Here is a 25,300-nt window from a genome sequence, read left to right as displayed (position 1 = left end):
CCCTTGTTAACCGTCGCTGGCCTGAGGCATACAGAGTTTTCTGTATGCCTCAAACCAGCGATTCAGGCACGGCAGAGGGTAACGTCGGCTGATCTGTCGCCTCAGCCACTGTTCTGGCGGTTCGCTCCATTGTCAGTGCCAGCCGCTCAAACATGCCTTCGACGATAATTGTTTTCTGATCCGGCTCCCTTTGGGCATGAATCGCCTCAAGCAGCCTGGCGCTCACCTTCCGGAATGCCGGATTCACTGCACCCTTGGCGCTTGACAGGTAGGTTTCGGCCAGGGTCCGCTGCCACTCCCTCAAAAGCAAATCAACCGCGGGACTGCGATGGTCCTGAATCAACTTGCGCAGGCGAATGGACACGTGCCCGAGATTAAGCCCGGTGAACCCCAGGTCTGTCATATAACGATCGCGGCTCCCGGAACTCTGGTCATAATTGGCCAGTCGCAACAGGCGCTCCCCCATACGACCGTTGAACCAGTTTTCCGGATTTTCGTGATTGTCGATTGCGGTCAGATCACGGGCCGTTGATCTCAGCAGGCGGCGCTGCATAAACCGGCTGTCGGGCGGGGTAATGAGTTTGAAGACCCAATAGAGAATACTGAGTCCCACAAACAGGCCCAGCGCAATATTCACCGCGCTTTCGGCATTGAACGTCATGCTGTTGCTGGGCTGAGTGATAATGGTGAACGGAATACAGAAGCCAAGCCCGTAAGGCAGCGTGGGACGATTGGCAAGGGCAAGCAAGCCGAAGAAATAGGGGCCGGCGAGAACCATAATCAGGAGTTCGAAATTGCCACTGGCACGGGATAACAAGCCCAGCCCAAAGATCAGGGCGACGGGAATAGCCACCGTGGCACCAATCAGCACCCGACGCAGAATCAGCGTCAGCTCAGCCAGCGAGAAACGGGCAAACATCACGGAAAACACCACAGGCATGATCATGATCATCAGGGCCGCCGAGCTTGACGTCTGGATCCAGATGATCGCTCCGATTACAAATATTACAGCCGTGCGAAACCCGTTGATCAGCCCGATTAATGGGTCCCGATGGGTTTCCAGCATGGGCGTCTTGAGCAACGTCCGGTCACGGCTTTCCAGCGCGTTATAGGCCCGCAATACCACCACCAGATCACTCACCAGCTCCAGTGCCGTCCCGGTCAAGCGCGTCACGATCGCGGACTCATTCCTGAACCCGGCCCGCCGTTCCAGCAAGGATCTGCGCAGGACATGGGCAAGCAGGTAACCTTCCTGATAGCTGTCTGCTTGTGCGATTTCGCTGAAGTATTGCCGCATCTGGCTCAACACCTCACTGAACGCGGGTGACACCAGGTCACCATGATTTCTCTGGAAGCGCCCCATAATCTGGGTAACCGCCAGCAATGACATCACCTTATTGCACAACAAATTGGCTGCCCTGCTCCGGCCGGAGCCTTCCGGGCCTTCGTAGGCAGCAGCACTGGAATCGTCATTGAGCGCCACCAGGGTTTCGAGAATCTCATCCGCGTGCTGATGGCGCTGTTCGTGGGAACTTCCTGGCTCCAGCTCCAGCGTGAGATAGGCCAACGTTTTATTGATCACGTTCCGGGCATTCACACGCAGGCCTTCTTTTACGGTTATCGGCCATAACAACTGGCTGACCAGCATGGCGCACACTGCGCCGGTAGCGATCTCGCTGATCCGGGCCTGGGCAATGGCAAAAACCGCCTGACTGTTTGTTGTGCTGGCATCCGCCATCACCAGAATGACCACCAGCCCGGCCGTCATTCCCGCCATCGCGAAAGCGTAGATATAGTTGAGGTTGTGCACCATGGAGGAGGCTGCGGAATTCAGGCCGATCCACAGAGTTAACAAGCCCAGTGCGAGAAGGGGATACGCCGTCAGGAACGCAAGCACCAGAATGCCAAAGCCGCCGCCGACCGCCGAACCCACGATCAGGCAAAGCGCTTTCTCGATCACCAGTCCGCTTTCCGGGCGGATCTGCAAGAAAATCGCCGCAACCATCGCCCAATAGGGACGGTCCAGTTGCAGGGCCATCGACACGAACAGCGCCAACGCCATGGCGACCAAACCTTTAATGGCGAAGATTACGGCGTATCGGTTGGGCGTCAGGAGTTGCACCGCTAGTGGATGGAGGGACATATCCGCCAGCCCGCTACTCAGAGTCCAGGTAAATCGAAACCGTCATCCCGGCACTCAGATGAATATCCTCCGGCACCGGGTCCAGCGCGATATCCACCGGAATCCGCTGGGCCAGCCGCACCCAGTTGAATGCCTGTTGCACCTGGGGAAGCATCTGGTCATTGCTGCTGGTGTTGATATCGGCAACCCCCCGGGCAATGCTGACAACCGTGCCAGTCAACTTGCGGTCGCCACCCATCAGTGTCATCCGGGCGGGCTGCCCCGCCTGAACCAACTGCAGCTTGGTCTCTTCAAAGTACCCGGTAACATAAAACGAATCGGCTTTCACCTGAGACAACACGGCCGTCCCTTTATTGACATAATTGCCCTGGCGCAAATGGAGGTTATTGATAGTGCCGTCTGCTGGCGCCACCACCTGTGTACGCTCCAGATCAATACGCGCCATCTCCAGTTCAGCCATGGCTAGTTCGTGACTGGCCCTGGCAGACTCCCTATTAATGCGGTAGGTTTCCAGGTCTTCCTCATTGATGGCCCGGGTGTCAGAGATCCCTTTTAGGCTCTGGTAGCTATGGCTGGCCAGCTCCAGAGCACTGTGTTTTTCTGCAACTTTCGCCCTGGCTTTCGCAAGCACTGCCTGATAACGCGTATCGTCAATGGTAAACAGCGGATCTCCCTGGTTTACAGCCTGGTTGTTCTTCACGCTCACCTGCATCACCCAGCCTGAAACATCTGGCGCAATCGTGATGACATCTGCCCGTATCCTTCCGTCGCGTGTCCAGGGCGAATACAGGTAATGGTTCCAGACCCAGCTACCGGCAACAACCGCGATCACAACCACCAGCAAGGTAATACCAACACGCAGTAGCTTTCCCATGAGCCTTCCCTAGTCCCCGAACAGATACACAATTATTGCCAGGTAGCACACAAACGCGGCGACATCGAACCATGCTTCTTTCCAGATGTAGCGGCGCAGATCCAGACGATGCAGCGCCAGCCGGGTGAAAGCGCTCAGAACAAACGCCATCGGCACAAGCACCAATAATGGACTGAACAGCATACCGCCAAAACCGACTTCGTGAAGCATGCATCCCTTATCGTTGTGTGATGACGTGGTGGACAATCATGGTTCAATTCGGCTGATAAAAATCCCTTTCAGTCATCATCGCTGAATGCGGAACGGTGGAATTCTGCGGCCTCGTTGGCTTCCTTTACACCCGTTTCCAGCAACTCCGGCACCTCTCCGCCGGCAAGCACCTCCAGCACGGCATGGACGCCTTGTGAGAGGGAAGTCAGGTTGTAGCCGCCTTCCAGTACCAGCGCGAGCCTGCCCTTACAGTGCTGGTCGGCGATATCCTGGATGATGCGGGTGATGACCCTGAAACCGTCGTAGGTCAGGTTCATAGCCATGTCATTGCGGTGGGGATCGAAACCCGCAGAGACGAGAATCAGGTCTGGCTTGAAGTGTGCGGCAGCCGGCACCAATATTTCACGGTACACTTTTTCAAAGGCAATGTCGCCGGCTGACTCCGGGAGCGGGACATTGATGGTGTAGCCCTCGCCGAATCCGGCGCCCACTTCCTCCAGATCTCCAGAACCGGGGTAAAAAGGCGCGGCACAATGGGTATCGAAGAAGAGCACATCCGGGTCGGCCCAGAAAATATCCTGGGTTCCATTACCGTGGTGGGCATCCCAATCGACGATCAGTACCCGTTCACAACCCAGTTTTGCCTGGGCATGGGCGGCGGCCACGGCAACGTTATTCAGCAGGCAAAAGCCCCTTGCCCTGACCGGCTCAGCGTGATGACCAGGAGGACGCACCAGCGCGAACGCACTCTGGCACTCGCCGTTAACCACGCTCTCCACAGCCGCAATAGCGTTTCCGGCAGCAGCCAGGGCAGCGTTGACACTGTCGGGTGAGACCGCGGTGGTATCCGAGTCCACCCAGGCACTTTTGCCGAACAGTGAAAGAAAGTGATCCAGGTAGGAGGTGGTATGTACCCGGGCGAGCTGATTATAGGTAGCAGCACTCCCCACCTTGAACTGGACACCGGGAACAGGGTGGCGCTCCAGGTACTCCATAATCGCGGACAGTCGCCCCGGGTGTTCCGGATAGCTCCATTTGAAATCCAGACCCTGCAGAATATGTCTGACGCGTTTTTCCACACGGCTGGGAACGAAAGGCAGATCCACCTGGGGATCGTGGCCCAGCATGACATCATCATAAAAGACATTCACCGTTCGATCGCCCAGCACTCTGGCCTCCTTATTGCCTTGAGCATCTTATGAAGTACCGGCTCAGGGCCGGTTGTTCAGGGCTTCGTGCCATATCAATATAGCCCATGCCGACCAGATCTGCTTCTGGCTGCGTCAGGGTTGACTGTATCAGCGTGCCAACTTCAGCACACGGTCAAGCATGGGATCCCTGCCCGATTCCCTGCCCACACGGCCAAGAAAAGGTAGGCGAATGTGCGGCGGGATACCGACATCTTCGTAGGTCTCACCGTCAAACGCTCGGTAAACCTCGTTCGACAGGGTCATATGCCAGCCGTTGGGCAGGTGACGTTCGAGGGTATCAGACAGGATACCCAGAGTAGGTTCACCAATCAGCGTCAGGTGTGGGTGCTGAAGTAGCGCCAGGACGAAGATTTCCGCCGCGCTGGCTGTGAGCTCGCTGGTCAATACGAAGAGGTTGCCGCCGTAGGTGTCATGGGGCGCGGGAGTGACACACACCGCCTGTTGGCCCGTGAAGCCTCCCCCGTGTCGGGCAGACTTGGTAAAAGCCAGGCGTTTACGATCCATCAGATAGGAGGCAAAGCAAAGGGCTACGCCGTCGTAGCCGCCACCGTTGCCTCTTATATCCACAGCCAGGTTGGGCAGGCCGCCCAGTTCAGACAGCACCTGTTGCATCACGACGTGAGTGGCGGCCAGGTCATTCGCCGGATGTCCCACTTTCCCACTTTGACCTGCCATGGCACGTATATTCAGGTAACCGGTGGTCTCATTCAGCCGCCCCCATTCCACCAGGTGATTGGCACCGTGACGAACCCGGCCGCCGAGATAATTCTCGTGGATCACTTCGCGCAACCAGTCCCTGAGCTCGCCCAGGTAGCTGGTAGTTTCCCGGTGTTCCCCAGCGTCCTCCAGTTCGACATCAAGTCGTTTGTAGAGTGCCGGCAGCGCACCTGCGCTGTAGTGCCCCCAGGGAGTGTGGAGGTGCACATGGCCATCCCTCAGCGGGCGCAGCATGGCGGCCAGCGTGGCGTACAGCAGCTCCGGGTCGCTTCCCGACGTGATCCTGGGGCGAAATCGTTGGTACATCTCGTGCCAGTCCACACCCTTGAGCGCAAACAGTGCGTAATGTTCAGCAAAGGTGTGCCAGAAAACCTCGAAGTTATAGTCCGGATCATCCTTGTCACGGGCCCGGGCCTCCGCCGCTGTTGCGGGCAGCGATTTAAGACGACGAAAGCCAATGCGCGTTACCCCTGTAGCCCGGCGGGCGCTAAACGCCTGCTGATTGGGAGATACTTCAAGGTTCTCGTAACTGTGGTCGAGCTCGTCGAGTGATCCGGCGTGGAGTTTCAGGCAACTGAGGGCCGTTTCTTCAAAGATGGTGTATTCATCACCGTCGATCAGCAGCACCTTGCCATAGCCCCGTGACCGCCAGACGCCCTGCAGGCGGTCGAAGCCCGTGACGGTAGAGGAATGAGCGATCTGGCCGGTGTTTGCCATGGCACAAGGTTCCAGCTTGCACAATTCTCTTCAGTATTTGCTGATCGTGGGTTTCGTGTCTAGATAATTGGTCGAATTATTCACAAAAGACGTACAGGAGGTCATATTACGTGAATCAGTCATACGGAGGAGAGTGCAAAGAGTTCGATGAGAAAATCAATCCGATATACCCTGGCGACGATCTCAACTCTCTTTGCGCTGGTGGCTGGTTACCTCTGGCTAACCTTTGCCAGTCCCTACGGTTATAACCCGACCGGAGACCTGCCCACCATAGAAGAAGACACCACCTATTCGGTCTTCGTATTCGGCACCCTCACGAAACCCTGGGTACGCTGGCTGGTCACAGGGCGCGCGGGGGATAGTGAACCCGCGAAGCTGCCAGGCTTCCGGAAGGACAAACTGGACATCAAACCGGTTGCAGGAGCAGTCACCGAAGGCGAAGTTATCAAGGTGAATGCCGAGGAACTCAGAGCGCTGGACCGATACGAACGATTGGGTGTGCGCTATGAGCGAGTTAAATTGACACTCGACGACGGCAGTTCAGCCTGGGTGTACCGGCTGATGGACCCGATATTGGTGGAACTTTCAGAAGAGATTTCTGATTAATCGGGACACCGGTCAGCCAGCCGCAACCTTGCTCCAACGATAGACCCGCATCGGCGGTATGTTCAGCATTTCCAGCGCACAGGCGGCTGGCGCGCCCATGATCGGATTGGTTATCCGTGCCACATCCTGGCGGAACTGATAGGCAATAAAACGCCCCCCCTCGGCGAGGTTATCTTTCACTGCCTGCGCCACACGGGTAGCCACCGGTTTCGGCATTTTTGAGAACGGGATGCCAGAGATAACCACATCCGGTTGCTCCATATCATGCAACGCCAGAATGTCAGCGAGTTCCTCGGCACTGCCCAGATGGTTGGTGAAACGCGGATCCGCAATCTCATCCAGCAGCTCATGGAAAAAGGGGCTCAACTCGATTGAGAGCAGGCGCGCATCCTGCCCAAGATGCTGCAAAAATGTTCGCGTGGTCCCACCGGTGCCCGGCCCCAGCTCCACTACCCTCCGGGCAGTGGCAAGGTCTGAAGCATCGACAATTCGCTGCTCCAGGAATCGCGAGCTGGGAATCACCGAACCGACCTGACCCGGCTCCCGCAAAAAACCGAGAAAAAAGGCCGCTGGACTCGTTCTCCGGTTTGAATCGGACTTTGCGCCACCACTTTCTCCGTCCATAACGTCCTCTCGCCATCGCAGTCGGAATTTTCAATTTTTATAACAGTGCCGCCTGTAAACACCGGCGTCAAACACTATTCGACGGTGCTCCCCGCAGCCTGGCATGGTGAAGTTTTCGGCCCGCACAACACCTGCTCTCAATTATTCTACAATTTTTCATATTTACGGCCAGCTCTACTATAGTGATGAGGGGATGTGGGCGTTCCGGACCACCCAGCCGGCTCGTTACAGATTTTTATCAACTACGGAGCACCGCTATTTTTTCGGTCCTTGCGACCCCTCCCGAAAATCGGCAATACGCAGCAGCACGGAATACCGAATGTGCTCCACCCTGATAGCCGGCTGCCAGGATTAATCAGCAAGGAGAACACCTTATGTCGATTACACAAGAAGCCAAGTTATCCCCAGAGATTGAAGCCTGGAAAGACCCCACTTTGGATTCCGTTCGTGGCACAGAAACACCGAAGGATCCGAACAAAGGCTACATCGCCCTGCTTGGCTGGAGCGTCAATGCCATCAAAGCGGCCCAGAAGTTTAACCGTCGTTACGTGGTTGTTGCGCCTGAATGGGCTGCAGATTTCTGCACCGCCAACAATATTCCGTTTATCCCCTGGGATTTCATACGGCTGAATGACCGATCTCTTGAAATTGCAGAAACGCTCAAAGCGGAAGGCGTTGATGTGGCTATACCGCTGTTCGAGGAAACCGTCGAATGGTCAGGCGCCATCAACTCCGTCCTCATGGACAGTCCACGGATGTACGGACAGTCGATTCTGTTCCGCGACAAGGCCCTGATGAAACGCCGTGCCCAGCTTGGCGGTATTCGGGTCGGCATCTTTGAGGAGGCTCACGAGAAAGAAGACATCGTCCGCTTCATGAAGCGTGTTAACCAGACGCTGCTCAAGCTCGACGGTGACCCGGATGACCCGATTCACGTCAAGGCCTTCGACAAGGCTGGCTGCCTGGGTCATCGCATGATCCGCACTCTGGAAGAAATTGACCAGATTCCGGCCGAGGAATATCCGCTGCTGATGGAAAGCCATCTCAGTGGCTGGGAATTTGCGGTTGAAGCCTGGATTCACGATGGCAAGATCCAGTTCCTCAATATCTCCGAGTACGTAACCCTGGGGTATTCGGTGTTTGTGCCGGCTACCAAGGAGCTCGAGAGCTGGCGAAATGCGATCACCAAGCAGATTGAACTGTTGATCAAAACCTTTGATATCAAGTTCGGTCTGATTCATCCCGAGTACTTCGTCACCGCAGACGGCGAGATGTACTTTGGAGAAATCGCTTATCGCCCACCGGGCTTCAAAGCCTTCGAGCTGATCGAACGAGCCTACGGATTCAGTGCTTACCAGGCTTCCATGCTGGTTTTCGACCCTAAGAGCACAAAAGAGGAAGTGGCTGCCTTCTTCCCCAAGGAAGTCGAAGGTGCGAAAGGTTACGCGGGCTGCTTCGGTGTTTATCCACGCCGTCGCGTGGTCAGCAAACTGGAAATGCCTCCCGAGTGTGTTGATCATCCCTACTTCGAGTCACACGAACTGGTGGCACCGACAGAGGAAACGGTTCCTGATCGTTCAGCCTTCGGTACCCACTGGGGACTTGTGTTCTTCTTTGGTGAGGACCCGATCGTGATGCGGGATTTGCTGAAATCCATGGAAGATCTGGACTTCTATGTCTAGCCTGTCGTTCAGGGAACGATTGTTTCTGGTCCCATAACACAGGTAAGCTGGAGGTAGCGAAAAGGCTGCCTCCGGCGCATTACAAATACCAGAACTGGTCACCCTATGCCTGCAAATGTTAAAACCCGGATTCTGTTCAAGTCCAAACGCCTGAACATATATCTGGTTCGATACCCCGAGGGCCACAAGGTTGTACCCCACGTGGACATGATCTCCGAGGGCCAGCTTTACAAGTTCAACTGCGTTCTGGTGAAGCCCAAAGCCGGTGGCGAATTCATCTGCGAAAAGAACATTTTCAACCTGTTCGGGCGGCTATACCTGTTTCGCCCGGACCTCTATCAGCACAGGGTTTCAAAGATCGAGCGCGGTAACCGGTGGTTGCTGAGTTTTGCGATGACAAATAACCGAGCCTGAAAGTAACAAACTCCCATCCTTGGCCACTCATTAGTCCTTAGTGCCACCTGAAGAGGTTTCTTCGGAGTCGTAAGTGAACGGCTCGCCCTCTTCGTCCTGGAGCTGATAATCGTATGCTGCCTGGAGGCCAGTGTCCTCCGCTGCCTCTTCCTCGGACGCATGCTCAATGTTGCGCGGATACAGCGGTGACAGGAGTGCCACCACGATGCCGATCGCGGAAAAAATGGCAAACGCATTGCTGTAACCAAAGTTGTTAACCAACATACCGACAATGGGTGAGCCGGCCGCCTGACCGAGCGAGACTGCCATGAAGGGCAATACGGGGCCCATCGACAGTCGGCCCGGCAAGAGCCGGATACCTGTCATCAGATAAAGCCCCGTCAAACTCATATAGGCCAGGCCAAAGACCAGCCCGGAAAACGCCGCCAGCACCAATTGGCCGGGACTGGCAGCCAACAATGCCAGGCTCGCGGCCAGCATCATCAGCATCAGTGCCTGAGTGATGGGCGGATTATTGCGATCGGCCAGGTCAGCCACCACAGCACCTCCCAGCCCGGCGATACCGACCGCCAGCCAAAGCCACCCGGTTTCCCCGGACGGCAGCTCGCCGAGGGTGACGACGAGATCGGGAGCAAAAATCCAGTAAGCAGAAGAGACAAATCCCATCACAAAGGCAAACAGCGAGAGCCTGAACAGGCGCCACCACTGCAGCGCGGTGATGGGAGGCGGCGGCGCTGCGTTTGACGGAGCAACCCGTGATACCGAAGGAATGAAATACCATGCGGCAAACAGCCCGATGACCGCCATAGCGGCAAAAGACATGTACGCGTAGCGCCAGATACCCGCCAGAAACAGCACGGCAGGCACGGCAACCATGACACCGATGCTCGTACCCGCGTTCATCACCGAGCTGACGCGCCCGTGCACGGAACGGTCGACCAGTACCTGCATGGCGGCCGTCAGCGCCGGCATCATCAGGCCAGTGCAAATGCCGCAAGCAAACACCCCTACCCCGAGTGATACGAAACCAGAAGCCTGGCTGATAAGCGCCAGGCCGACAGCACCAAAACCACCGGACAGAACCGCCGTATTGCGGGCACCGAGGCGATCGGCTGCAATCGGCGCAATGGATGTAGCCAGCAGGAAACTGATGAGTGGCAGGGCGCCGATGATACCGATCAGATCGGGCGTCAGATCCAGCTCGGCACGGATGGGCGGTACGAACAAGCCGAAGGCAAAGCGCGCAAGGCCATAACTGATCGCAATCAGCGAGGCGCCAAAAAAAGCAAACCCTGTACTCGACAAAGACTTCACGATACTTTCTCCATCAGTAACGCGTGAATATCAGACACCGCCCAACGGATAATCAGAACTCAAATCTGCCCCGGATTTTCTGGTTGCTGATCAGAGGTTCTCCGCCTGCTCTTCTCGCAGCTTGGACCGGACATTCATCAGCACTTTGCCATAACGGTTTTCGCCCCGACGATCACGGCCACACCCCCAGAAGTAATCGAAATTGCTGTTTTCCACGATCTTCTGGTCGCCGGTGTTGAGCAATTCCTCCGCCAGTTCGGGGTGGGTGCGGCAGCGAACGTATACCCCCCTCGTCATGACGGTTTCACGCACCTGCTTCCAGTCGCGTCGCAGGCTTTTGTGGCGTTTGCGACCCAGCTTTCCCGCCAGCGCGGGAGTGGCCGCTACCCGCACTTTTTCCTGGCGGTTTTCATCGGTAAATTTCATACTCTGGAAGTAATGTTCCACTGTGGGCCATACTTTGCCTTCCAGCTCAAAGCTGAAGGATGCATGGGTTCCCAATGGGTTATCTGAATCGGTTCGTGAAATGAACAGATCATTTTCGCCGTTGTCGGCCGGGAAAAGAGACATGGTTTAGATCCCTCGGAAAGGTAACAGTGATCAGGATTTCATTCCGGAACAGCGCACTACTTGACACCAGCACAAATACTACCGACATAAACACTTTAACAGATGCCAGAGCATAAACTGGAACCCTGAAAGTAACAAAATCCCATCATTAGTGTCTTAGAAAAAGCTGCCTTCAACAAACGGGTTTAGCGATGATGGCTCTGGTTTTCTTGATTTTCTCGAAGGGCGGGTGGCGGGAACAGCTTTACGAACAATGGGGTAATCCAGTCCGCTGTTCTTCAGGTACTCATCGGCGTTTTACTTGGTCCGAAGAAACCGTATTGTTGGTAAACAAGTCTGAATACCTCTGACGGCTAGGGACACCGTATTGTGTGCAATGGGCATTGTTTTCGAATCATAGGTCGTGCGATTTCATGTCTTTCCCCTCCGGTGGTTCTTCTGCTAGCCGCCCTTGCCCTGCCGCGCCCTGCTCAGGCCTCCAGTGACCTATATCTGCTTTACCGCCAATGGCAGCCCTACGACTGGCCGGAAAGTGTGCCCTCGACCACCGAGGTGACCCGCTCCCAGCGTGGGCTGGGTTGGCGTCGCCAGATCGCCGCCGGCAGGTTCGGTGTTGATTACGATTATCAGCCTCTGCGCATACGCACCGGTGAACCGGCTCACAATGGCCATCTGCACCGGTTAACCTTCGGTGGCCAATGGCAGCACCGGCTTTACCGCGTGGAAGCGCAGGCTGGTTTTGCCGGTACATCCAATATGTTCAAGCATCGAACATTTCATAGTGATGTGGTAAATGGCCGTATTGCGATGTTTCGGGCAGTCAGTGAGGGCTCGCCCCTGAGCCTGGGAGTTGGCGGCGATCATCGCTTCGGTTCATTCCGCTGGCTTCCCAGGGTGCGCTGGGAGCACGCCAGTGATAGCGGCCACTGGCTGATGGATCTGCCCGTCCTGGTGAGATGGCAAAGCCCCGGCAGACGCTGGGAGATTCGGCTGGAGCGCGAGGGAGATCGCTGGGCAACCCTTGATCAGGCACGGGAAGTCGAAAACACGCTTTATCTGCGCGAGTGGAGAACGGAGCTGACCTACCGGGTCAGCTCGGGTGACAGATTGTGGCCGACGGTAGTTCTGGGAATTGGCGCGAGTCTGGATACCCGTGTCCAGTATCGGGACCTGGAGGCGGGCACCCAGGACCTAAGTCTGGGCGATGCCCTTCTGGGGAGCATCATGCTCGGCTGGTAGATCGGTGTTCGTTAACGCAATGCTCTCAACCCGAGCATGTCGCCCCGCTCCTCACATGAAATATTGCCGAAGCAGTTGCAGCACAAGAACCAGTATCATCAGCGGAATGATCCAGCGGGTGATATTGCCAAAGCTATGGGGTTCACCCTTCGGGGCGTATTTTTCCACCAGCGGGATAATGACAATCAGTGCCACAAAAAGAACAGCGAGAATTATCAGCAGGGTGTCCATGGTTATCAGGCTCCAGCCAGCGCCTCAGACACCGGTGTGTCGCCGGATACCACATCGAAAACACGGTTGTCGGTATTATCCGAATCCAGCACCGCGAGCAGCACGCGTGCAACATCCTGCCGTGGAATCTTGCCGAAACTCTCCAACCTGGCACTCACAGCAACCTTGCCTGTGCCTTCATCGTTAGTCAGTTGGCCCGGACGAACAATGGTGTAATTCAGACCGCTGTTCTTCAGATGCTCATCAGCATTGTGTTTGGCCTGAAGGTAATGACGGAGTTTTTCCGGCCCTTTCTCCGGCTCCTCAGCTCGCATACTGCTTACCATGATAAAACGCTTTATACCCATGGCCCTGGCCGTATCCACCAGCCGGATGGCACCGTCCTGATCCACATCGATGGTTTTATCCGGCCCGGTATGAGGGCCAGAGCCCGCAGTGAAAATGACAGCATCGCAGCCTTTCATGGCCTCACTGCAGTCCTGCTCAAGGTCGCCAAGCACGGTTTCCGTAGCACCCATCTGCTGCAATTCCGGCCCCTGATCCGGGTGGCGGATCAACGCACGTGCCTCATGATCGCTGTCTGCCAATTCTTGCAACAGGTATTGACCGATTTGCCCGTTAGCTCCGGCAATGAACACATGCATGGCGAATCTCCTGGTTAGGCATTTGGCGTATCTAACTTTTATAGCTGAGTGCGCGGCACCGACAATTCAAGGCGGAAAACACGGGAACACCCGTCAGGCCGCCAACGCAGCCCGTACCTTCTTGCTCAGATGGCCCATCTCAACGCGGCCGAGCACCTGGGGTTTCAGCTCGTTCATCACGCGCCCCATATCCTGCATGCCCTGGGCGTTGGTTGAGCTGATAGCCAGCCGGATCAGGGCGTCCAGATCATCCTCGGTCAGGGCAGCGGGCATGAATTCCTCGATGATCACCATTTCTGCCCGTTCCTTATCACCCAGCTCCTCGCGGCCAGCATCGTCGTATTGACTGGCAGCGTCACGGCGTTGCTTGAGCATTTTATCCAACACCTTCAGGACGTCCTCGTCAGACAGCTCACGGCGTTCATCAATCTCGATCTGCTTGACCGCAGACTGGGCCATACGAAGAGTGACAAGCCGGGTTTTATCTTTGCTTCGCATCGCGTTCTTTACCGCGTTGCCCAATTTTTCCTTGAGTGACAGTTCCGCCATAATCGACCTCTGTTAACATTAATATCACTATATCCCCTTTGTATCATCTTCAGGCCTTCAGCATGAAACTCAATCCCTTTAATACACGTATCGGCCTCGCCCTCGGGGGCGGAGCTGCCAAGGGCATTGCCCACATCGGCGTTTTGAAGGCCTTTGAAGAAGAGCAAATCAGGATTCATTGCATCTCGGGCACCAGTGCAGGGGCGCTGATCGCCAGTTATCATGCCTTCGGCCGTCCGGCAGAGTCTATACTCTCCGTCTGCTCAACGCTGAATCTGTCGAAGATTATCAACTTCACCTTTGAGCGCGGAGGCCTGTTCAGCACCGATACCATTCGGGAAATGATCCATCGAGATCTGGGCGATTGCAGGATCGAAGATGCCGACATTCCTCTGGCCATCTGCGCAACGGATATAGAAACGGGTGAGCAGCTGATTTTCAGAGAAGGAAATCTGGCGGACGCAGTCTGTGCGTCCATGGCTGTACCCGGCCTGTTTGTGCCAGTGGAGATCGACGGTCGCATTCTGGTAGACGGTGGTCTGGTTGAAAATGTCCCGATCTCACCGTTGGGAAAAATGGGAGCGGGTATCACTGTGGCCGTCGATCTGAGCCATGTGGGCCGCTACCCAAAACCGGAAAATACGCTCGATGTGATTAGTAATGCCATCAACATTGGTATCGACTTCAATACCCGCAAGCAGTTAAAAAAGGCGGACATAGCCGTGGCGCTGGATTTAAGCCGTTATAGCCTTACCAACAATGCTGACTGCGTGGATGAGCTTTATCAGGAAGGCTACCGCCCCATGAAGGCAAAGATTCACCAGGTGCTATGGTACAAGCGGATGAATGCCGTGATCAGCCTTATTAAAGCGGGCGGGAAGTTATTGCCCCTCAAGGTACCCGAGATTATCAAAGACCTTAAACACCACTCCTTTACCGCCCGTAAACGAAACTAGCGACGCAACGCACGGGCAGCAGTGAACCAAAAAGCCATTTTAAGCCTACTTTCCATACCTGCTCATTTTTTGAAGCGAACGGAGTTCCTGCATGATCACAGTTCACCACCTTAACAATTCCCGCTCACAACGCGTTCTCTGGATGCTGGAAGAGCTGGGATTGCCCTACGAAATTCAGCGTTACCAGCGTGATCCCAAAACCATGCTGGCGCCTGAGAGCCTGAAAAAGGTGCATCCGCTGGGAAAATCACCGGTGATCACCGACGGCGATCTGGTGGTGGCGGAGTCCGGTGCCATTATCGAATACCTTGCCCACACCTACGGCAAAGACACCATGCTGCCTGAGGCAGGCGGCCAAGCCTGGCTTGATTACACCTACTGGCTGCATTACGCCGAAGGCTCCCTGATGCCTCCGCTGGTGATGCGCCTGGTGTTTGAAAAAGTGAAAACCAGCCCGATGCCGTTTTTTATCAAACCAGTGGCAAAAGGCATTTCAGACAAAACCAATGAAATATTCATCGGCCCGATGATCAAGACACACCTGGATTTTGTCGAATCCCACCTTGCGAAAAACACCTGGTTTCTCGGGGATAATCTCAGTGCAGCCGATATTCAGATGAGTTTTCCGTTGGAAGCCTCAGTAGCACGGGGTATTGTCGGCAAGAACCGGCCTCATATCACCGCCTGGGTCGAGCGAGTGCATGCCAGGCCTGCGTACCAGAAGGCTCTTGAAAAGGGTGGAGACTATGATTTTGCCTGATCAGGAACTGGCTGACACCAAACCGCACCAACGGTAAGATCGAAAATATCGGTACAACAAGGGAGAGAGTCTATGAGCAACCCCGTCATTGCAGACAACAAGCCCAAAAAAGTTACCTTGGAGAAGGGTAAAAAGTACATGTTTTGCGCCTGCGGGCGGTCCAGCGACCAACCCTTCTGCGACGGCTCTCACAAAGGTACCGGTATCACTCCAAAGAGCTTCGTGCCAGAAGAGGATGGCCACGCGTTCCTCTGTCAGTGTAAACACACCAGCGATGCGCCTTATTGTGACGGCACTCACTCCCAGTTCGACAAAAATCAGGTTGGCGCGGAGGGACCCGGTTAATAATCAAGCCGGCTTTGCGCTGATAAATCTTGCGTAGATATCTCCAGAGGCAATACCGGCCGGGCCATCGGCAAGCCATCGGCGGACCCGGTCGGACCGTTGCCAGTCGGGCCAGAGAAAACTCCGCCTCTCTCCGGATATGGCATTGAACTCGTATTCCCCGAGCCGTTGCAGCTCTTCTAGACAGAGAATTGCCTGGTCCAGGGTGCCAGATACGAATTCAAAAGACAGCGCTGGTATCGGGCTGGTCAGTCCCGCCAGCACTTCCGCCTCGAACCCTTCCACGTCGATTTTGCAGAAGTCGGGGACTCCATATCTGCCGATCATTTCATCAAGCGTGGTAACCGGCACTGTGATAGTTTGCTCCCACCGGATGTTACGGAATCCCGGCGCGCGGGTTTGCAGCGTCTGGCGCCAGTCAGCGGCCAACGAAGACACGGTCGGGGTGCGATAGCTCAGTGCCAGTTCTGCCGTACCGGGACGGCTTCCAACGGCCTCAGCCAGGAACACAATGCGTTCTTTAGGGGTGGCCAGCCTGCGAAGCCACCGCATCAAGTATGGATTGGGCTCAACAGCAACCACCGTTGAACCCAGTGCCGCAAAGGCGACCGTGCGGTCACCCACGTGTGCGCCCAGGTCGAACACCAGGTCACCACTCTTAACAAACTGGCGGTAAAGATTCCGGAGCGGCTTTTGCCTTCCAGGCCGCCTGTAGATAATCAGGGATCTCGCCAGACCCAGGGTTCGTTTCAGTTGTTCTGCTGGAAATAAGCTCATGTGTTGCTCCTTCCATCAACCGGAATCGTTTCGGTGTTTTTAATCTCCCGCAATGCAAAGTTTGAATTCACCTGAGCGATGCCCTGCAAGGTGAAAATCTTTTCGTTCAGAAACCGATCATAGCAAGCCATGTCTGGCACGATGACACGCAATACGAAATCAGCATTTCCGGTAACCGCAAAACATTGAAGCACCTCTGGATAACTGCTGACCTGCTGCTCAATTTCCGCCGTGCTGTCGATGGTGTGCCGCTGCAGTGACAGATTGACCAGCACACAAAGGCCCTGCCCGATGCTCTCCGGATCCACCCTGGCGCTGTATCCGCGAATAACCCCGTTTTCTTCAAGCGTCCTTACTCGCCGCCAGCAAGCCGCCGGCGACAACCCCACCTGCTCTGCCAGTAACTGGTTGCTGATGCGACCGTCCTGCTGCATTAACGAAAGAATTTTCCGGTCCAACTTGTCGAGTTCAACCTGTTTCATTTGGTAACACCTGATTTTTATCAAAGGTTCTTTCTCATTATTGTCATTTATCAAACGATCTTTCGCAAACACTGAAAACCTTGTCTGAATAAGCAAGCACCTTTTGCGGACTTCCCTCTAGAATTCTGGTTATAAAATCGACAAAAAGGAGGGCACCATGTCCGCCGATACCCCCCAACTCGACAATTACAAACTTGAAGACCGGTACCTGAGAGAATCAGGCCGTGTTTTCCTGACCGGAACACAGGCCCTGGTCCGCATTCCTTTGATGCAGGCCGCCCTGGATCGCAAACAGGGGCTGAACACGGCTGGCATGGTCAGTGGCTACCGGGGCTCTCCTCTGGGCGCCTACGACCAGGCGCTCTGGCAGGCCCAGACCCTGCTCGATAACAACGGTATCGACTTCGTACCGGCTATTAACGAGGACCTGGCGGCTACCATCATGCTGGGCACCCAGCAGGTGGAGACCGATGATGACCGGCAGGTGGATGGTGTATTCGGCCTCTGGTACGGCAAGGGCCCCGGGGTCGACCGCGCCGGCGATGCCCTGAAGCACGGTACCACCTATGGCTCTTCACCCCATGGCGGTGTTCTCGTGGTCGCCGGCGATGACCACGGCTGCGTGTCCTCTTCCATGCCCCACCAGTCCGATGTGGCGTTCATGAGCTTCTTCATGCCCACCATCAACCCGGCCAACCTCGCCGAGTATCTGGAATTCGGCCTCTGGGGCTATGCCCTGTCCCGTTACAGCGGCTGCTGGGTGGGTTTCAAGGCGATTTCGGAAACGGTTGAAAGTGCGGCATCCGTGAAGCTGCCGCCCTTGCCGGAATTTGTAACACCGGATGATTTCACCGCACCCGAAAGCGGCCTTCATTACCGCTGGCCGGACCTGCCCGGGCCCCAACTGGAGACCCGTATTGAGCACAAGCTGGCTGCGGTGCAGGCATTTGCCCGCGCAAATCCTATTGACCGCTGCCTGTACAGTAACCAGGAAGCGCGTTTTGGAATTGTGACCACCGGCAAGGGCCACCTGGACCTGCTCGAAGCGCTGGATCTGCTGGGCATTGATGAAGACAAGGCCCGGGAAATGGGGCTGGATATCTACAAGGTCGGTATGGTCTGGCCTCTGGAGCGCCGCGGCGTCCTCAATTTCGTACACGGAAAGGAAGAAGTCCTCGTCATTGAAGAAAAACGGGGCATTATCGAGAGCCAGATGAAGGAGTATATGTCCGAGCCGGATCGGCCCGGCGAGGTGCTGATCACTGGCAAACAGGATGAACTGGGGCGCCCGCTGATTCCCTATGTGGGAGAGCTGAGCCCGAAACTGGTAGCCGGTTTCCTGGCCGCACGGCTTGGCCGGTTCTTGTCGGTGGATTTCAGTGAGCGCATGGCGGATATCAGTGCCATGTCCAACGCCCAGGACCCGGGTGGCGTAAAGCGGATGCCCTATTTCTGCTCCGGCTGCCCCCACAACACCTCAACCAAGGTCCCGGAAGGCAGTAAAGCTCTGGCCGGTATCGGTTGCCACTTCATGGCCTCCTGGATGGGCAGGAACACCGAATCCCTGATCCAGATGGGTGGTGAAGGCGTCAACTGGATTGGCAAGAGCCGGTATACCGGCAATCCCCACGTGTTCCAGAACCTGGGTGAAGGCACCTATTTCCACTCCGGTTCCATGGCTATCCGCCAGGCCGTTGCCGCTGGCATCAACATCACCTACAAGATCCTGTTCAACGATGCGGTGGCGATGACCGGTGGCCAGCCGGTGGATGGACAGATCACCGTTCCCATGATTGCCCAGCAGGTGGCAGCCGAGGGTGTTCGCCGGGTAGCAGTGCTCAGTGACGAGCCGGAAAAGTACGATGGCCATAAAGACCAGTTCCCCAAGGACGTTACCTTCCACGACCGCTCCGAACTGGATACGCTGCAGCGTGAATTGCGGGACATTCCGGGTTGCACCGTGCTGATCTACGACCAGACCTGCGCCGCCGAGAAACGCCGTCGCCGCAAGCGCAACCAGTTCCCGGATCCGGCAAAGCGGGCCTTTATAAACCACCATGTATGCGAAGGTTGTGGCGATTGCTCGGTGCAATCCAACTGCCTCTCGGTTGTGCCTCGCCAAACCGAACTGGGCCGCAAGCGCAAGATTGACCAGCATTCCTGCAACAAGGACTTTTCCTGTGTGAATGGCTTTTGCCCCAGCTTTGTCACTATTGAAGGCGGGCAGCTGCGCAAGTCCCGGGGCATGGACACCGGCTCAGTGTTGACCAGCAAGCTGGCCGGTGTACCGGCTCCGAAGCTGCCAGAAATGACCGGTTCCTATGACCTTCTCGTCGGCGGCGTCGGCGGCACCGGCGTGGTTACGGTGGGCCAGCTGATTACCATGGCCGCACATCTGGAATCCCGGGGTGCGTCGGTACTGGATTTCATGGGCTTCGCCCAGAAGGGTGGCACGGTTCTGAGCTATGTTCGCATGGCGCCGTCTCCGGACAAACTCCATCAGGTGCGGATCAGCAACGGCCAGGCCGATGCCGTTATTGCCTGTGACCTGGTGGTGGCTTCCTCCCAGAAAGCCCTGAGCGTACTGAGGCCGAACCACACCCGGATTGTTGCCAACGAAGCGGAACTGCCCACCGCCGATTACGTGCTCTTCCGCGATGCCGACATGAAGGCTGACAAGCGACTGGGTCTGCTCCGGGATGCGGTTGGGCAGGACCATTTCGATCAGCTTGATGCCAATGGAATCGCCGAGAAGCTGATGGGCGACACCGTGTTCTCCAATGTGATGATGCTGGGCTTTGCCTGGCAGAAAGGGCTGATACCGCTGACAGAGGCAGCCCTGATGAAGGCCATCGAACTCAATGGTGTTGCGATCGATCGCAACAAGGAAGCCTTCGGCTGGGGCCGCCTGGCAGCAGTTGATCTGAGCGCGGTAACCGAACTGCTGGACAACGGCAAAGCGCAGGTTGTCGGTCCGAAACCCGAGCCAACTCTTGATGAGTTGATCGAAACCCGTCATCAGCACCTTATCAACTACCAGAACCGCAGGTGGGCCGTCCAGTATCAGGACAGTGTTGCCAAAGTCCGCAAGGCCGAGGAAAGCCTGGGGCAAACAAACCTGCTCCTGACCCGCGCCGTGGCCCAACAACTGTATCGCGTCATGGCTTACAAAGACGAGTACGAAGTGGCGCGGCTGTTCGCGCAAACCGACTTTATGAAAGAAGTGAATGAAACCTTCGAGGGCGACTTCAAGGTCCACTTCCACCTGGCCCCACCCCTGCTCAGCAAGGAAACCGATGCACAGGGACGTCCTAGAAAACGCCGCTTCGGTCCCTGGATGTTCCGGGCCTTCAGGCTGCTGGCCAAATTCCGCAGCCTGCGAGGAACGGTTGTGGACCCGTTCAGTTACTCAGCGGACCGGAAACTGGATCGCGCCATGCTGAAGGACTATCAGATTCTTGTGGACCGCATTGGCCGGGAACTGGACCCCAGTAACTACGAAACCTTCCTGCAACTGGCGGAATTACCAGCCGACGTTCGGGGCTTTGGGCCCGTGCGCGAGCAGGCTGCGGAAGGCATCCGGGAAAAACAGGCGCAGTTGATGCAGGCGCTGGAGACTGGCCGCCCTACCCTCATCCGCACTCAACAGGCCGATAAGGAGCCGAACCATGTTTGAAGCTCTCAAGACCCTGCCACAGGACCCGATCCTGCAACTGATGCAGACCTTCCGGGAAGATACCCGGCCGGACAAAGTGGACCTGGGCATCGGTGTATACAAGGATGATGCCGGCAAAACGCCGATCATGGCCGCTGTGCATGAAGCCGAACGCCACCTGCTGGAACGCGAAACGACCAAAAGCTATGTGGGGCCTGCTGGCTCTGCCGGGTTCAACAGTGCCATGGCGGAGCTGATCATGGGCAGCGACAGCCCGCTGATCCGGGATGGTCGTACGTCCGTTGTCCAGACCCCGGGCGGTTGTGGTGCCCTGCGCATGGCGGCCGAGTTTCTGCGCTTGTGCGAACCGGACACCAGGGTTTGGGTGAGCACACCCACCTGGGCCAATCATCTCCCACTTCTTGGTGGCGCTGGCCTGACCATTCGCGAATATCCTTACCTCAATCCAGAAACGCTGCAGGTAGACTTTGCCGCCATGCTGGAAACCCTTGAGGGGGCAGAAGCGGGGGATGTGGTGCTTCTCCATGGCTGCTGTCATAACCCGTCAGGTGCTGATCTGAGCCTGGAACAATGGCAGGAAGTCACCAGCCTGATTCAACGCAAGGGCCTGCTGCCCTTTGTGGATATGGCCTATCAGGGTCTGGGCGAGGGCCTTAATGCGGATGCGGCAGGCCTGAGGCATCTCGCCAATGCCGTGCCGGAAATGCTGATTGCGGCATCCTGCTCAAAAAACTTTGGTCTCTACCGGGAGCGTACGGGGGCGCTAGCTCTGATCTCCGCCACAGCAACCATCAACTCGGCGGCCACCAGTCAGCTGCTGAGCGTCATCCGGTCCCACTATTCCATGCCCCCGAACCATGGCGCTGCCATCGTGGAAACCATTCTTGGCGACCAGGGGATGCGGGCCCAGTGGCAGGATGAGCTGAACGGAATGTGTGAGCGAATCCTGTATCTGCGCCATGCCTTTGCACACGCTCTGGCGCCGGTTGGCGACTTCAGCTTTATCGCCCATCAGCGGGGCATGTTCTCGTTCCTCGGGATCAGTCCGGAGCAGGTGAACCGGTTACGGAAGGAGCATGGGGTCTACATGCTGGAAAGCAGCCGCGTGAATGTAGCAGGACTGAACGATCGCGTACTTCCCCAGGTGGCGGCCGCAATACAGGACGTCATGAGCAAGTAAACAGCTTCAAAAAAGACCAGAAACGTCAATCCGACAAAAACAACTAGCCGGAGACCACAATGAGTCAGAATACCCAACCACACCAGCAGGCCAACACCCTCTGGTCCTCACGAATGGCCTTTATCCTGGCCGCTGCCGGCTCGGCAGTCGGCCTGGGAAATATCTGGAAGTTCCCCTACATCACCGGAGAGAACGGCGGCGGCGCCTTCGTTCTGATCTATCTCGCCTGCATCTTCCTGATTGGAGTGCCCGTACTGATTGCTGAAACCATGATTGGACGTCGGGGCGGCCAGAGCCCCATCGCCACCATGCGCACCCTGACCAGAACCGAGGGTACCGCCAGGGGCTGGAGAGCGATCGGCTGGAACGGCGTTATAGCCTCATTCCTGGTGCTTTCTTTTTATGCCGTGATCGGGGGATGGGCCCTGGTGTACATCGGCAAGGCTGCCACCGGATTGTTTACCGGCGCAGACGCCGAAGCCATTGGCGGCCAGTTCGGCGGGTTGCTGGCAAACCCCTGGGAACTGCTTCTGTGGCATTCGGTATTCATGGCAATTGTTGTTTTCATCGTTGGTCGGGGCATTCGCTCAGGTCTGGAGAGAGCGGTCAATATGCTGATGCCCCTATTGTTTGTGCTGCTCGTCGCCATGGTGATTTATGCCATGAACAGTGGCAGCTTCGGCCGCGCCGTGAGCTTCATGTTTTCGCCGGATTTCAGCAAACTGACCACCGCTGGGGTACTCACCGCCCTGGGACACGCTGCCTTTACACTCAGCATTGGTATAGGCGTGCTGATGGCTTATGGTTCTTATCTTCCGAAGAGCGTCAATATTGCCAGAACCGCGATGACCATCGCCGTTCTGGACACCAGTGTTGCCTTGCTCGCCGGGCTGGCGATCTTTCCGCTGGTGTTCGCTAACGGCCTTGAGCCCGGCGCCGGTCCCGGTCTGATCTTTGTTACGCTGCCCCTGGCTTTCGGACAGATGAGCGGCGGCGCCCTGTTCGGCACCATTTTCTTTGCCCTGCTATTGGTAGCGGCCATCACATCGGCCATCTCCATGCTGGAGCCAGTGGTGGAATGGCTAGAAGAACACAGAGGCGTCAGCCGGATTAAAAGCGCGCTTGGCGGCGGACTGGCAATCTGGTTTATAGGTATCGGTACCGTGTTGTCTTTCAACGTCTGGGAAGATCTACATCCCCTGGGCTTCATCACGTTCTTTGAAGGCAAGACGGTATTCGATCTGCTCGATTTCCTGGTCTCCAACCTGATGATGCCCCTGGGCGGACTGGCCATTGCCCTGTTTGCGGGCTGGGCCATGAAGCGCGACGGCCTGCCGGCCGATATTGGTCTGGAAGGCAGCAGCTACAAAGCATTCATGTTCGTGCTCCGGTACCTCACACCCGCCGGTATCGGCGTGGTGTTCCTTTACAACCTGATCTGACAAAGCCTTCGGAACGCCAACAAACGCTGGACTTCATGGCCTCGAAGCACGCCTTTCCGCTGCTACTCAACCGTGATGGTGATTTTCTCGGACATAACAGGCGGCTCATGGGGTATATGCAGGTGGTCCCCGACCAGTAGTTGCAGGGTATGCTCACCCGGCTCCAGTTCCACGGTGGCCTGGGTTTGGCCGCCGCCAAAGTGAACGTGGCGTTCATCCGCAGGGATCGGTTTGTCCAGCGCCGGCAGTTCGTCTACATCCACCAACAGGTGATGGTGCCCGGTGCTCTCACGCTCCACGCCTGCCGGCGCCACTCCAAGCCCGTCCAGACCGAATCTGACAGTAACCGGAGAACTGACCGTCTGCCCATCCAGAGGCGTAACGAAATACACCGCCGCCCCGTCAGGTGCGGGTGTTGCCCCGTGCGCCCCGGCGACCATCGATGCTGCGAGGATAAAACCAAGAGAAAAGCGTTGTGTATTGTTGATCATGTTTTACTCTCCCATGTCTAGAATCCACTTCACGAGCTTTTCGGCATCTTTACGACTGACATCAGTGCGAACGCCCATATCTGGCATTTCTGCGCTACCCCAGTGGCCCTCTCCGCCAGTAAGCACAACTTCAACCAGCCGGTCAGCTTCATCCATCGAATACCTCTGGGCAATATTCTCAAAGGAGGGGGCTATCGCCAAAGCGTCGCTTTCACTCTTGGAATGACAGGCTGTACACTTCTTTTCCTCAGCCAGTTGCATCGTTTCCAGACCATGGGAGTCGGCAAATGCTGACCCGGCTTCCAGGCAAAAGACGCTCGCCAATATAACGGGTATGATTCTGAGTTTCATAACCAATCCTTCCCTGACCATCCTGATGGACACAGACGAGATGACTGCAACTGGTTTTTGCCAATTATGCTACCTCACTTTGAAACATAGACCAGGATCAGCCTCCACACAAAGTGCAGAGACTGTGCAAGCGCGACAGTAAAAACGGGACAAATCTATTTTTCTTGAAGGTTGGCGCTACAGCGATCCAGACCTGGCACAAATTCGGCGCCGAGCCTGTAATTATCCAGAATCTCGCAGAACTGCCCGTTCTCCCGGATAACTTTTATGCCGCGCTCGAAAGCCCGGGCAATGGCATTTGATCGATCGGGGTTTGCCGGGGACAGTGCCAGATAACCGGCGTGGTGTTCATCGAGACAGCCCGCATTTACCAGGCCAACATTTTTCTGACTGGATTCGAACAGAAGTCGGTCGTCGAGAAGCGCACCAAAGCGTTCTCTGCGCACAAGCTCGCGGAGGCGATTGGGGATGTCATCTCCCCCTATCAGTGTTACGCCCACGTCCTGATTTTCAGAAATGTAAGCATCCACATCCTCGCCATAGCTGTAGCCCGAAGTAGCCACAAAGCGCATGTTTTCGAGTGAATCCACGCCGTTATAGCGCCACGGCTCGCCCTTGGGAACGTAGAAGCAATATTCAGTCCGCGATACTGCGTGTGACGGGAAGATAAAATCGGGGGCTTCGCTCTTGAACGTAGGTATGGTGGCGTCAATACGACCGCGCATTGCCTCTACAAGCGCACGGTCATAGGTCAGGTTTCTATAAACGACCCTATGCCCCTGTGATTCCAGAGCAGCACGGGTGATATCTACTGTGAAGCCCAAACGCGACCCGGCCATATCACAGGCGTACGGGCACCAATATTCCGGAGCTGCAATCGACACAGTAAGCGATTTTGCCGCCCGGGTATCGGACCAGGCAGGGGAAATCGCCAGTGCGCAAAACATCCACACCAGAGATTTGGCCACTGCTCTGGTCACTCTTTTGTCCTTTCCGTGGAAAACGCAATTGCACACGCCTGATAACTCCTCGATCTTCCAGGAAGGATCATGAACTCGCGCAATTTTCATTCAACCGCTTCAGTTATCGAAAGCC

General features: G+C 56.2%; 26 protein-coding genes. 10 read left to right on the top strand and 16 right to left on the bottom strand.

Annotated features, from left to right (window positions below):
• Positions 1-49 precede the first annotated feature (49 nt).
• The 5 genes from M8010_RS07055 to M8010_RS07035 form a co-directional block, all read right to left on the bottom strand.
• Positions 50-2,143: an FUSC family protein gene (locus M8010_RS07055; protein WP_250089892.1), complete on the bottom strand. Its 2,094-nt coding sequence runs from the start codon at positions 2,141-2,143 to the stop codon at positions 50-52.
• A gap of 13 nt (positions 2,144-2,156) precedes the next feature.
• Positions 2,157-3,017 carry an efflux RND transporter periplasmic adaptor subunit gene (locus tag M8010_RS07050; protein ID WP_250089891.1) on the bottom strand — a complete coding sequence of 287 codons (861 nt, stop codon included), beginning with the start codon at positions 3,015-3,017 and terminating at the stop codon, positions 2,157-2,159.
• 9 nt (positions 3,018-3,026) lie between these two features.
• On the bottom strand, positions 3,027-3,227 hold the full coding sequence (locus tag M8010_RS07045) for a DUF1656 domain-containing protein (RefSeq protein WP_250089890.1): 201 nt from the start codon (positions 3,225-3,227) through the stop codon (positions 3,027-3,029).
• A 68-nt stretch (positions 3,228-3,295) separates the two neighbouring features.
• Positions 3,296-4,396 carry a histone deacetylase family protein gene (locus tag M8010_RS07040; protein WP_250089888.1) on the bottom strand — a complete coding sequence of 367 codons (1,101 nt, stop codon included), beginning with the start codon at positions 4,394-4,396 and terminating at the stop codon, positions 3,296-3,298.
• A 129-nt stretch (positions 4,397-4,525) separates the two neighbouring features.
• Positions 4,526-5,872 (bottom strand): S41 family peptidase, encoded by a 1,347-nt coding sequence (locus M8010_RS07035; RefSeq protein WP_250089886.1) that lies wholly within the window; start codon positions 5,870-5,872, stop codon positions 4,526-4,528.
• Positions 5,873-6,019: 147 nt separating this feature from the next.
• On the opposite strand from M8010_RS07035, the gene M8010_RS07030 reads away from it, so the two are divergent.
• On the top strand, positions 6,020-6,478 hold the full coding sequence (locus M8010_RS07030) for a gamma-glutamylcyclotransferase family protein (RefSeq protein ID WP_250089884.1): 459 nt from the start codon (positions 6,020-6,022) through the stop codon (positions 6,476-6,478).
• A gap of 12 nt (positions 6,479-6,490) precedes the next feature.
• Here the strand turns inward: M8010_RS07030 and M8010_RS07025 are convergent, their stop codons facing one another.
• On the bottom strand, positions 6,491-7,102 hold the full coding sequence (locus tag M8010_RS07025; RefSeq protein ID WP_250089882.1) for a class I SAM-dependent methyltransferase: 612 nt from the start codon (positions 7,100-7,102) through the stop codon (positions 6,491-6,493).
• Between the two features lie 374 nt (positions 7,103-7,476).
• Here M8010_RS07025 and M8010_RS07020 point away from each other — a divergent pair, with 374 nt between their 5' ends.
• A complete protein-coding gene (locus M8010_RS07020; RefSeq protein ID WP_250089880.1) occupies positions 7,477-8,784 on the top strand; it encodes an ATP-grasp domain-containing protein in 1,308 nt (435 codons plus the stop codon).
• A 105-nt stretch (positions 8,785-8,889) separates the two neighbouring features.
• Entirely contained in the window at positions 8,890-9,198 is a 309-nt protein-coding gene (locus M8010_RS07015; RefSeq protein ID WP_250089879.1) for a 2OG-Fe(II) oxygenase, read from the top strand.
• Positions 9,199-9,228: 30 nt separating this feature from the next.
• Here M8010_RS07015 and M8010_RS07010 read toward each other — a convergent pair whose 3' ends face one another.
• Together M8010_RS07010 and ybiA are read right to left on the bottom strand one after the other, a co-directional pair.
• Entirely contained in the window at positions 9,229-10,512 is a 1,284-nt protein-coding gene (locus tag M8010_RS07010) for an MFS transporter (RefSeq protein ID WP_250089877.1), read from the bottom strand.
• A gap of 90 nt (positions 10,513-10,602) precedes the next feature.
• A complete protein-coding gene (gene ybiA, locus M8010_RS07005; protein WP_250089876.1) occupies positions 10,603-11,082 on the bottom strand; it encodes a riboflavin biosynthesis intermediates N-glycosidase in 480 nt (159 codons plus the stop codon).
• A 429-nt stretch (positions 11,083-11,511) separates the two neighbouring features.
• Here ybiA and M8010_RS07000 point away from each other — a divergent pair, with 429 nt between their 5' ends.
• Complete coding sequence (locus M8010_RS07000) at positions 11,512-12,321, top strand: hypothetical protein (protein WP_250089874.1); 810 nt, start codon at positions 11,512-11,514, stop codon at positions 12,319-12,321.
• Positions 12,322-12,372: 51 nt separating this feature from the next.
• Here M8010_RS07000 and M8010_RS06995 read toward each other — a convergent pair whose 3' ends face one another.
• From M8010_RS06995 to M8010_RS06985, 3 genes are all read right to left on the bottom strand, one after another.
• Positions 12,373-12,552, bottom strand: a complete 180-nt coding sequence (locus M8010_RS06995) for a hypothetical protein (RefSeq protein WP_250089873.1) — start codon at positions 12,550-12,552, stop codon at positions 12,373-12,375.
• Between the two features lie 5 nt (positions 12,553-12,557).
• Positions 12,558-13,196, bottom strand: coding sequence for an SDR family oxidoreductase (locus tag M8010_RS06990; RefSeq protein WP_250089871.1), 639 nt, complete (start codon positions 13,194-13,196; stop codon positions 12,558-12,560).
• Positions 13,197-13,289: 93 nt separating this feature from the next.
• Positions 13,290-13,745, bottom strand: a complete 456-nt coding sequence (locus M8010_RS06985; protein ID WP_250089870.1) for a GatB/YqeY domain-containing protein — start codon at positions 13,743-13,745, stop codon at positions 13,290-13,292.
• 62 nt (positions 13,746-13,807) lie between these two features.
• Between M8010_RS06985 and M8010_RS06980 the strand changes: the two genes are divergently transcribed.
• From M8010_RS06980 to M8010_RS06970, 3 genes are all read left to right on the top strand, one after another.
• Positions 13,808-14,701: a patatin-like phospholipase family protein gene (locus tag M8010_RS06980; protein WP_284047947.1), complete on the top strand. Its 894-nt coding sequence runs from the start codon at positions 13,808-13,810 to the stop codon at positions 14,699-14,701.
• Between the two features lie 91 nt (positions 14,702-14,792).
• Positions 14,793-15,461: a glutathione S-transferase family protein gene (locus M8010_RS06975; protein ID WP_250089869.1), complete on the top strand. Its 669-nt coding sequence runs from the start codon at positions 14,793-14,795 to the stop codon at positions 15,459-15,461.
• A 72-nt stretch (positions 15,462-15,533) separates the two neighbouring features.
• Entirely contained in the window at positions 15,534-15,806 is a 273-nt protein-coding gene (locus tag M8010_RS06970; protein WP_250089868.1) for a CDGSH iron-sulfur domain-containing protein, read from the top strand.
• Between the two features lie 3 nt (positions 15,807-15,809).
• Here the strand turns inward: M8010_RS06970 and M8010_RS06965 are convergent, their stop codons facing one another.
• The gene (locus M8010_RS06965) at positions 15,810-16,583 is read right to left on the bottom strand and encodes an FkbM family methyltransferase (RefSeq protein WP_250089867.1); all 774 of its coding nucleotides are present in this window, start codon (positions 16,581-16,583) and stop codon (positions 15,810-15,812) included.
• On the bottom strand, positions 16,580-17,065 hold the full coding sequence (locus M8010_RS06960; RefSeq protein ID WP_284048027.1) for an Lrp/AsnC family transcriptional regulator: 486 nt from the start codon (positions 17,063-17,065) through the stop codon (positions 16,580-16,582). The genes M8010_RS06965 and M8010_RS06960 overlap by 4 nt, the downstream gene beginning before the upstream one ends.
• A gap of 157 nt (positions 17,066-17,222) precedes the next feature.
• Here M8010_RS06960 and M8010_RS06955 point away from each other — a divergent pair, with 157 nt between their 5' ends.
• Genes M8010_RS06955 through M8010_RS06945 form a run of 3 tightly spaced genes read left to right on the top strand, consistent with a single transcriptional unit; the run spans position 17,223 to position 23,363 of the window.
• Positions 17,223-20,741 carry an indolepyruvate ferredoxin oxidoreductase family protein gene (locus tag M8010_RS06955; protein ID WP_250089865.1) on the top strand — a complete coding sequence of 1,173 codons (3,519 nt, stop codon included), beginning with the start codon at positions 17,223-17,225 and terminating at the stop codon, positions 20,739-20,741.
• Positions 20,734-21,921 carry an amino acid aminotransferase gene (locus M8010_RS06950; RefSeq protein ID WP_250089862.1) on the top strand — a complete coding sequence of 396 codons (1,188 nt, stop codon included), beginning with the start codon at positions 20,734-20,736 and terminating at the stop codon, positions 21,919-21,921. The genes M8010_RS06955 and M8010_RS06950 overlap by 8 nt, the downstream gene beginning before the upstream one ends.
• Before the next feature lie 59 nt (positions 21,922-21,980).
• A complete protein-coding gene (locus tag M8010_RS06945; RefSeq protein ID WP_250089860.1) occupies positions 21,981-23,363 on the top strand; it encodes a sodium-dependent transporter in 1,383 nt (460 codons plus the stop codon).
• Positions 23,364-23,425: 62 nt separating this feature from the next.
• Here the strand turns inward: M8010_RS06945 and M8010_RS06940 are convergent, their stop codons facing one another.
• The 3 genes from M8010_RS06940 to M8010_RS06930 all read right to left on the bottom strand — a co-directional run bounded on the left by M8010_RS06940 (position 23,426) and on the right by M8010_RS06930 (position 25,185).
• Positions 23,426-23,854, bottom strand: a complete 429-nt coding sequence (locus M8010_RS06940; protein WP_502846194.1) for a DUF4399 domain-containing protein — start codon at positions 23,852-23,854, stop codon at positions 23,426-23,428.
• A gap of 3 nt (positions 23,855-23,857) precedes the next feature.
• Complete coding sequence (locus M8010_RS06935; protein WP_250089859.1) at positions 23,858-24,205, bottom strand: c-type cytochrome; 348 nt, start codon at positions 24,203-24,205, stop codon at positions 23,858-23,860.
• A 155-nt stretch (positions 24,206-24,360) separates the two neighbouring features.
• A complete protein-coding gene (locus M8010_RS06930) occupies positions 24,361-25,185 on the bottom strand; it encodes a type 2 periplasmic-binding domain-containing protein (RefSeq protein WP_250089858.1) in 825 nt (274 codons plus the stop codon).
• Positions 25,186-25,300 lie beyond the last annotated feature (115 nt).

It is taken from the genome of Marinobacter sp. ATCH36 (assembly GCF_023555055.1).
In the GTDB taxonomy this organism is placed as follows: domain Bacteria; phylum Pseudomonadota; class Gammaproteobacteria; order Pseudomonadales; family Oleiphilaceae; genus Marinobacter.
This window is presented reverse-complemented; position numbering and strand designations above follow the sequence as displayed.

What these genes read in the sequence shown, in the direction of transcription:
- M8010_RS07055 (WP_250089892.1), bottom strand. Translation starts at nt 2,143, where the DNA reads ATGTCCCTCCATCCACTAGCGGTGCAACTCCTGACGCCCAACCGATAC.
- M8010_RS07050 (WP_250089891.1), bottom strand. Translation starts at nt 3,017, where the DNA reads ATGGGAAAGCTACTGCGTGTTGGTATTACCTTGCTGGTGGTTGTGATC.
- M8010_RS07045 (WP_250089890.1), bottom strand. Translation starts at nt 3,227, where the DNA reads ATGCTTCACGAAGTCGGTTTTGGCGGTATGCTGTTCAGTCCATTATTG.
- M8010_RS07035 (WP_250089886.1), bottom strand. Translation starts at nt 5,872, where the DNA reads ATGGCAAACACCGGCCAGATCGCTCATTCCTCTACCGTCACGGGCTTC.
- M8010_RS07030 (WP_250089884.1), top strand. Translation starts at nt 6,020, where the DNA reads ATGAGAAAATCAATCCGATATACCCTGGCGACGATCTCAACTCTCTTT.
- M8010_RS07025 (WP_250089882.1), bottom strand. Translation starts at nt 7,102, where the DNA reads ATGGACGGAGAAAGTGGTGGCGCAAAGTCCGATTCAAACCGGAGAACG.
- M8010_RS07020 (WP_250089880.1), top strand. Translation starts at nt 7,477, where the DNA reads ATGTCGATTACACAAGAAGCCAAGTTATCCCCAGAGATTGAAGCCTGG.
- M8010_RS07015 (WP_250089879.1), top strand. Translation starts at nt 8,890, where the DNA reads ATGCCTGCAAATGTTAAAACCCGGATTCTGTTCAAGTCCAAACGCCTG.
- ybiA (WP_250089876.1), bottom strand. Translation starts at nt 11,082, where the DNA reads ATGTCTCTTTTCCCGGCCGACAACGGCGAAAATGATCTGTTCATTTCA.
- M8010_RS06995 (WP_250089873.1), bottom strand. Translation starts at nt 12,552, where the DNA reads ATGGACACCCTGCTGATAATTCTCGCTGTTCTTTTTGTGGCACTGATT.
- M8010_RS06990 (WP_250089871.1), bottom strand. Translation starts at nt 13,196, where the DNA reads ATGCATGTGTTCATTGCCGGAGCTAACGGGCAAATCGGTCAATACCTG.
- M8010_RS06985 (WP_250089870.1), bottom strand. Translation starts at nt 13,745, where the DNA reads ATGGCGGAACTGTCACTCAAGGAAAAATTGGGCAACGCGGTAAAGAAC.
- M8010_RS06980 (WP_284047947.1), top strand. Translation starts at nt 13,808, where the DNA reads ATGAAACTCAATCCCTTTAATACACGTATCGGCCTCGCCCTCGGGGGC.
- M8010_RS06975 (WP_250089869.1), top strand. Translation starts at nt 14,793, where the DNA reads ATGATCACAGTTCACCACCTTAACAATTCCCGCTCACAACGCGTTCTC.
- M8010_RS06970 (WP_250089868.1), top strand. Translation starts at nt 15,534, where the DNA reads ATGAGCAACCCCGTCATTGCAGACAACAAGCCCAAAAAAGTTACCTTG.
- M8010_RS06965 (WP_250089867.1), bottom strand. Translation starts at nt 16,583, where the DNA reads ATGAGCTTATTTCCAGCAGAACAACTGAAACGAACCCTGGGTCTGGCG.
- M8010_RS06960 (WP_284048027.1), bottom strand. Translation starts at nt 17,065, where the DNA reads ATGAAACAGGTTGAACTCGACAAGTTGGACCGGAAAATTCTTTCGTTA.
- M8010_RS06955 (WP_250089865.1), top strand. Translation starts at nt 17,223, where the DNA reads ATGTCCGCCGATACCCCCCAACTCGACAATTACAAACTTGAAGACCGG.
- M8010_RS06950 (WP_250089862.1), top strand. Translation starts at nt 20,734, where the DNA reads ATGTTTGAAGCTCTCAAGACCCTGCCACAGGACCCGATCCTGCAACTG.
- M8010_RS06945 (WP_250089860.1), top strand. Translation starts at nt 21,981, where the DNA reads ATGAGTCAGAATACCCAACCACACCAGCAGGCCAACACCCTCTGGTCC.
- M8010_RS06940 (WP_502846194.1), bottom strand. Translation starts at nt 23,854, where the DNA reads ATGATCAACAATACACAACGCTTTTCTCTTGGTTTTATCCTCGCAGCA.
- M8010_RS06935 (WP_250089859.1), bottom strand. Translation starts at nt 24,205, where the DNA reads ATGAAACTCAGAATCATACCCGTTATATTGGCGAGCGTCTTTTGCCTG.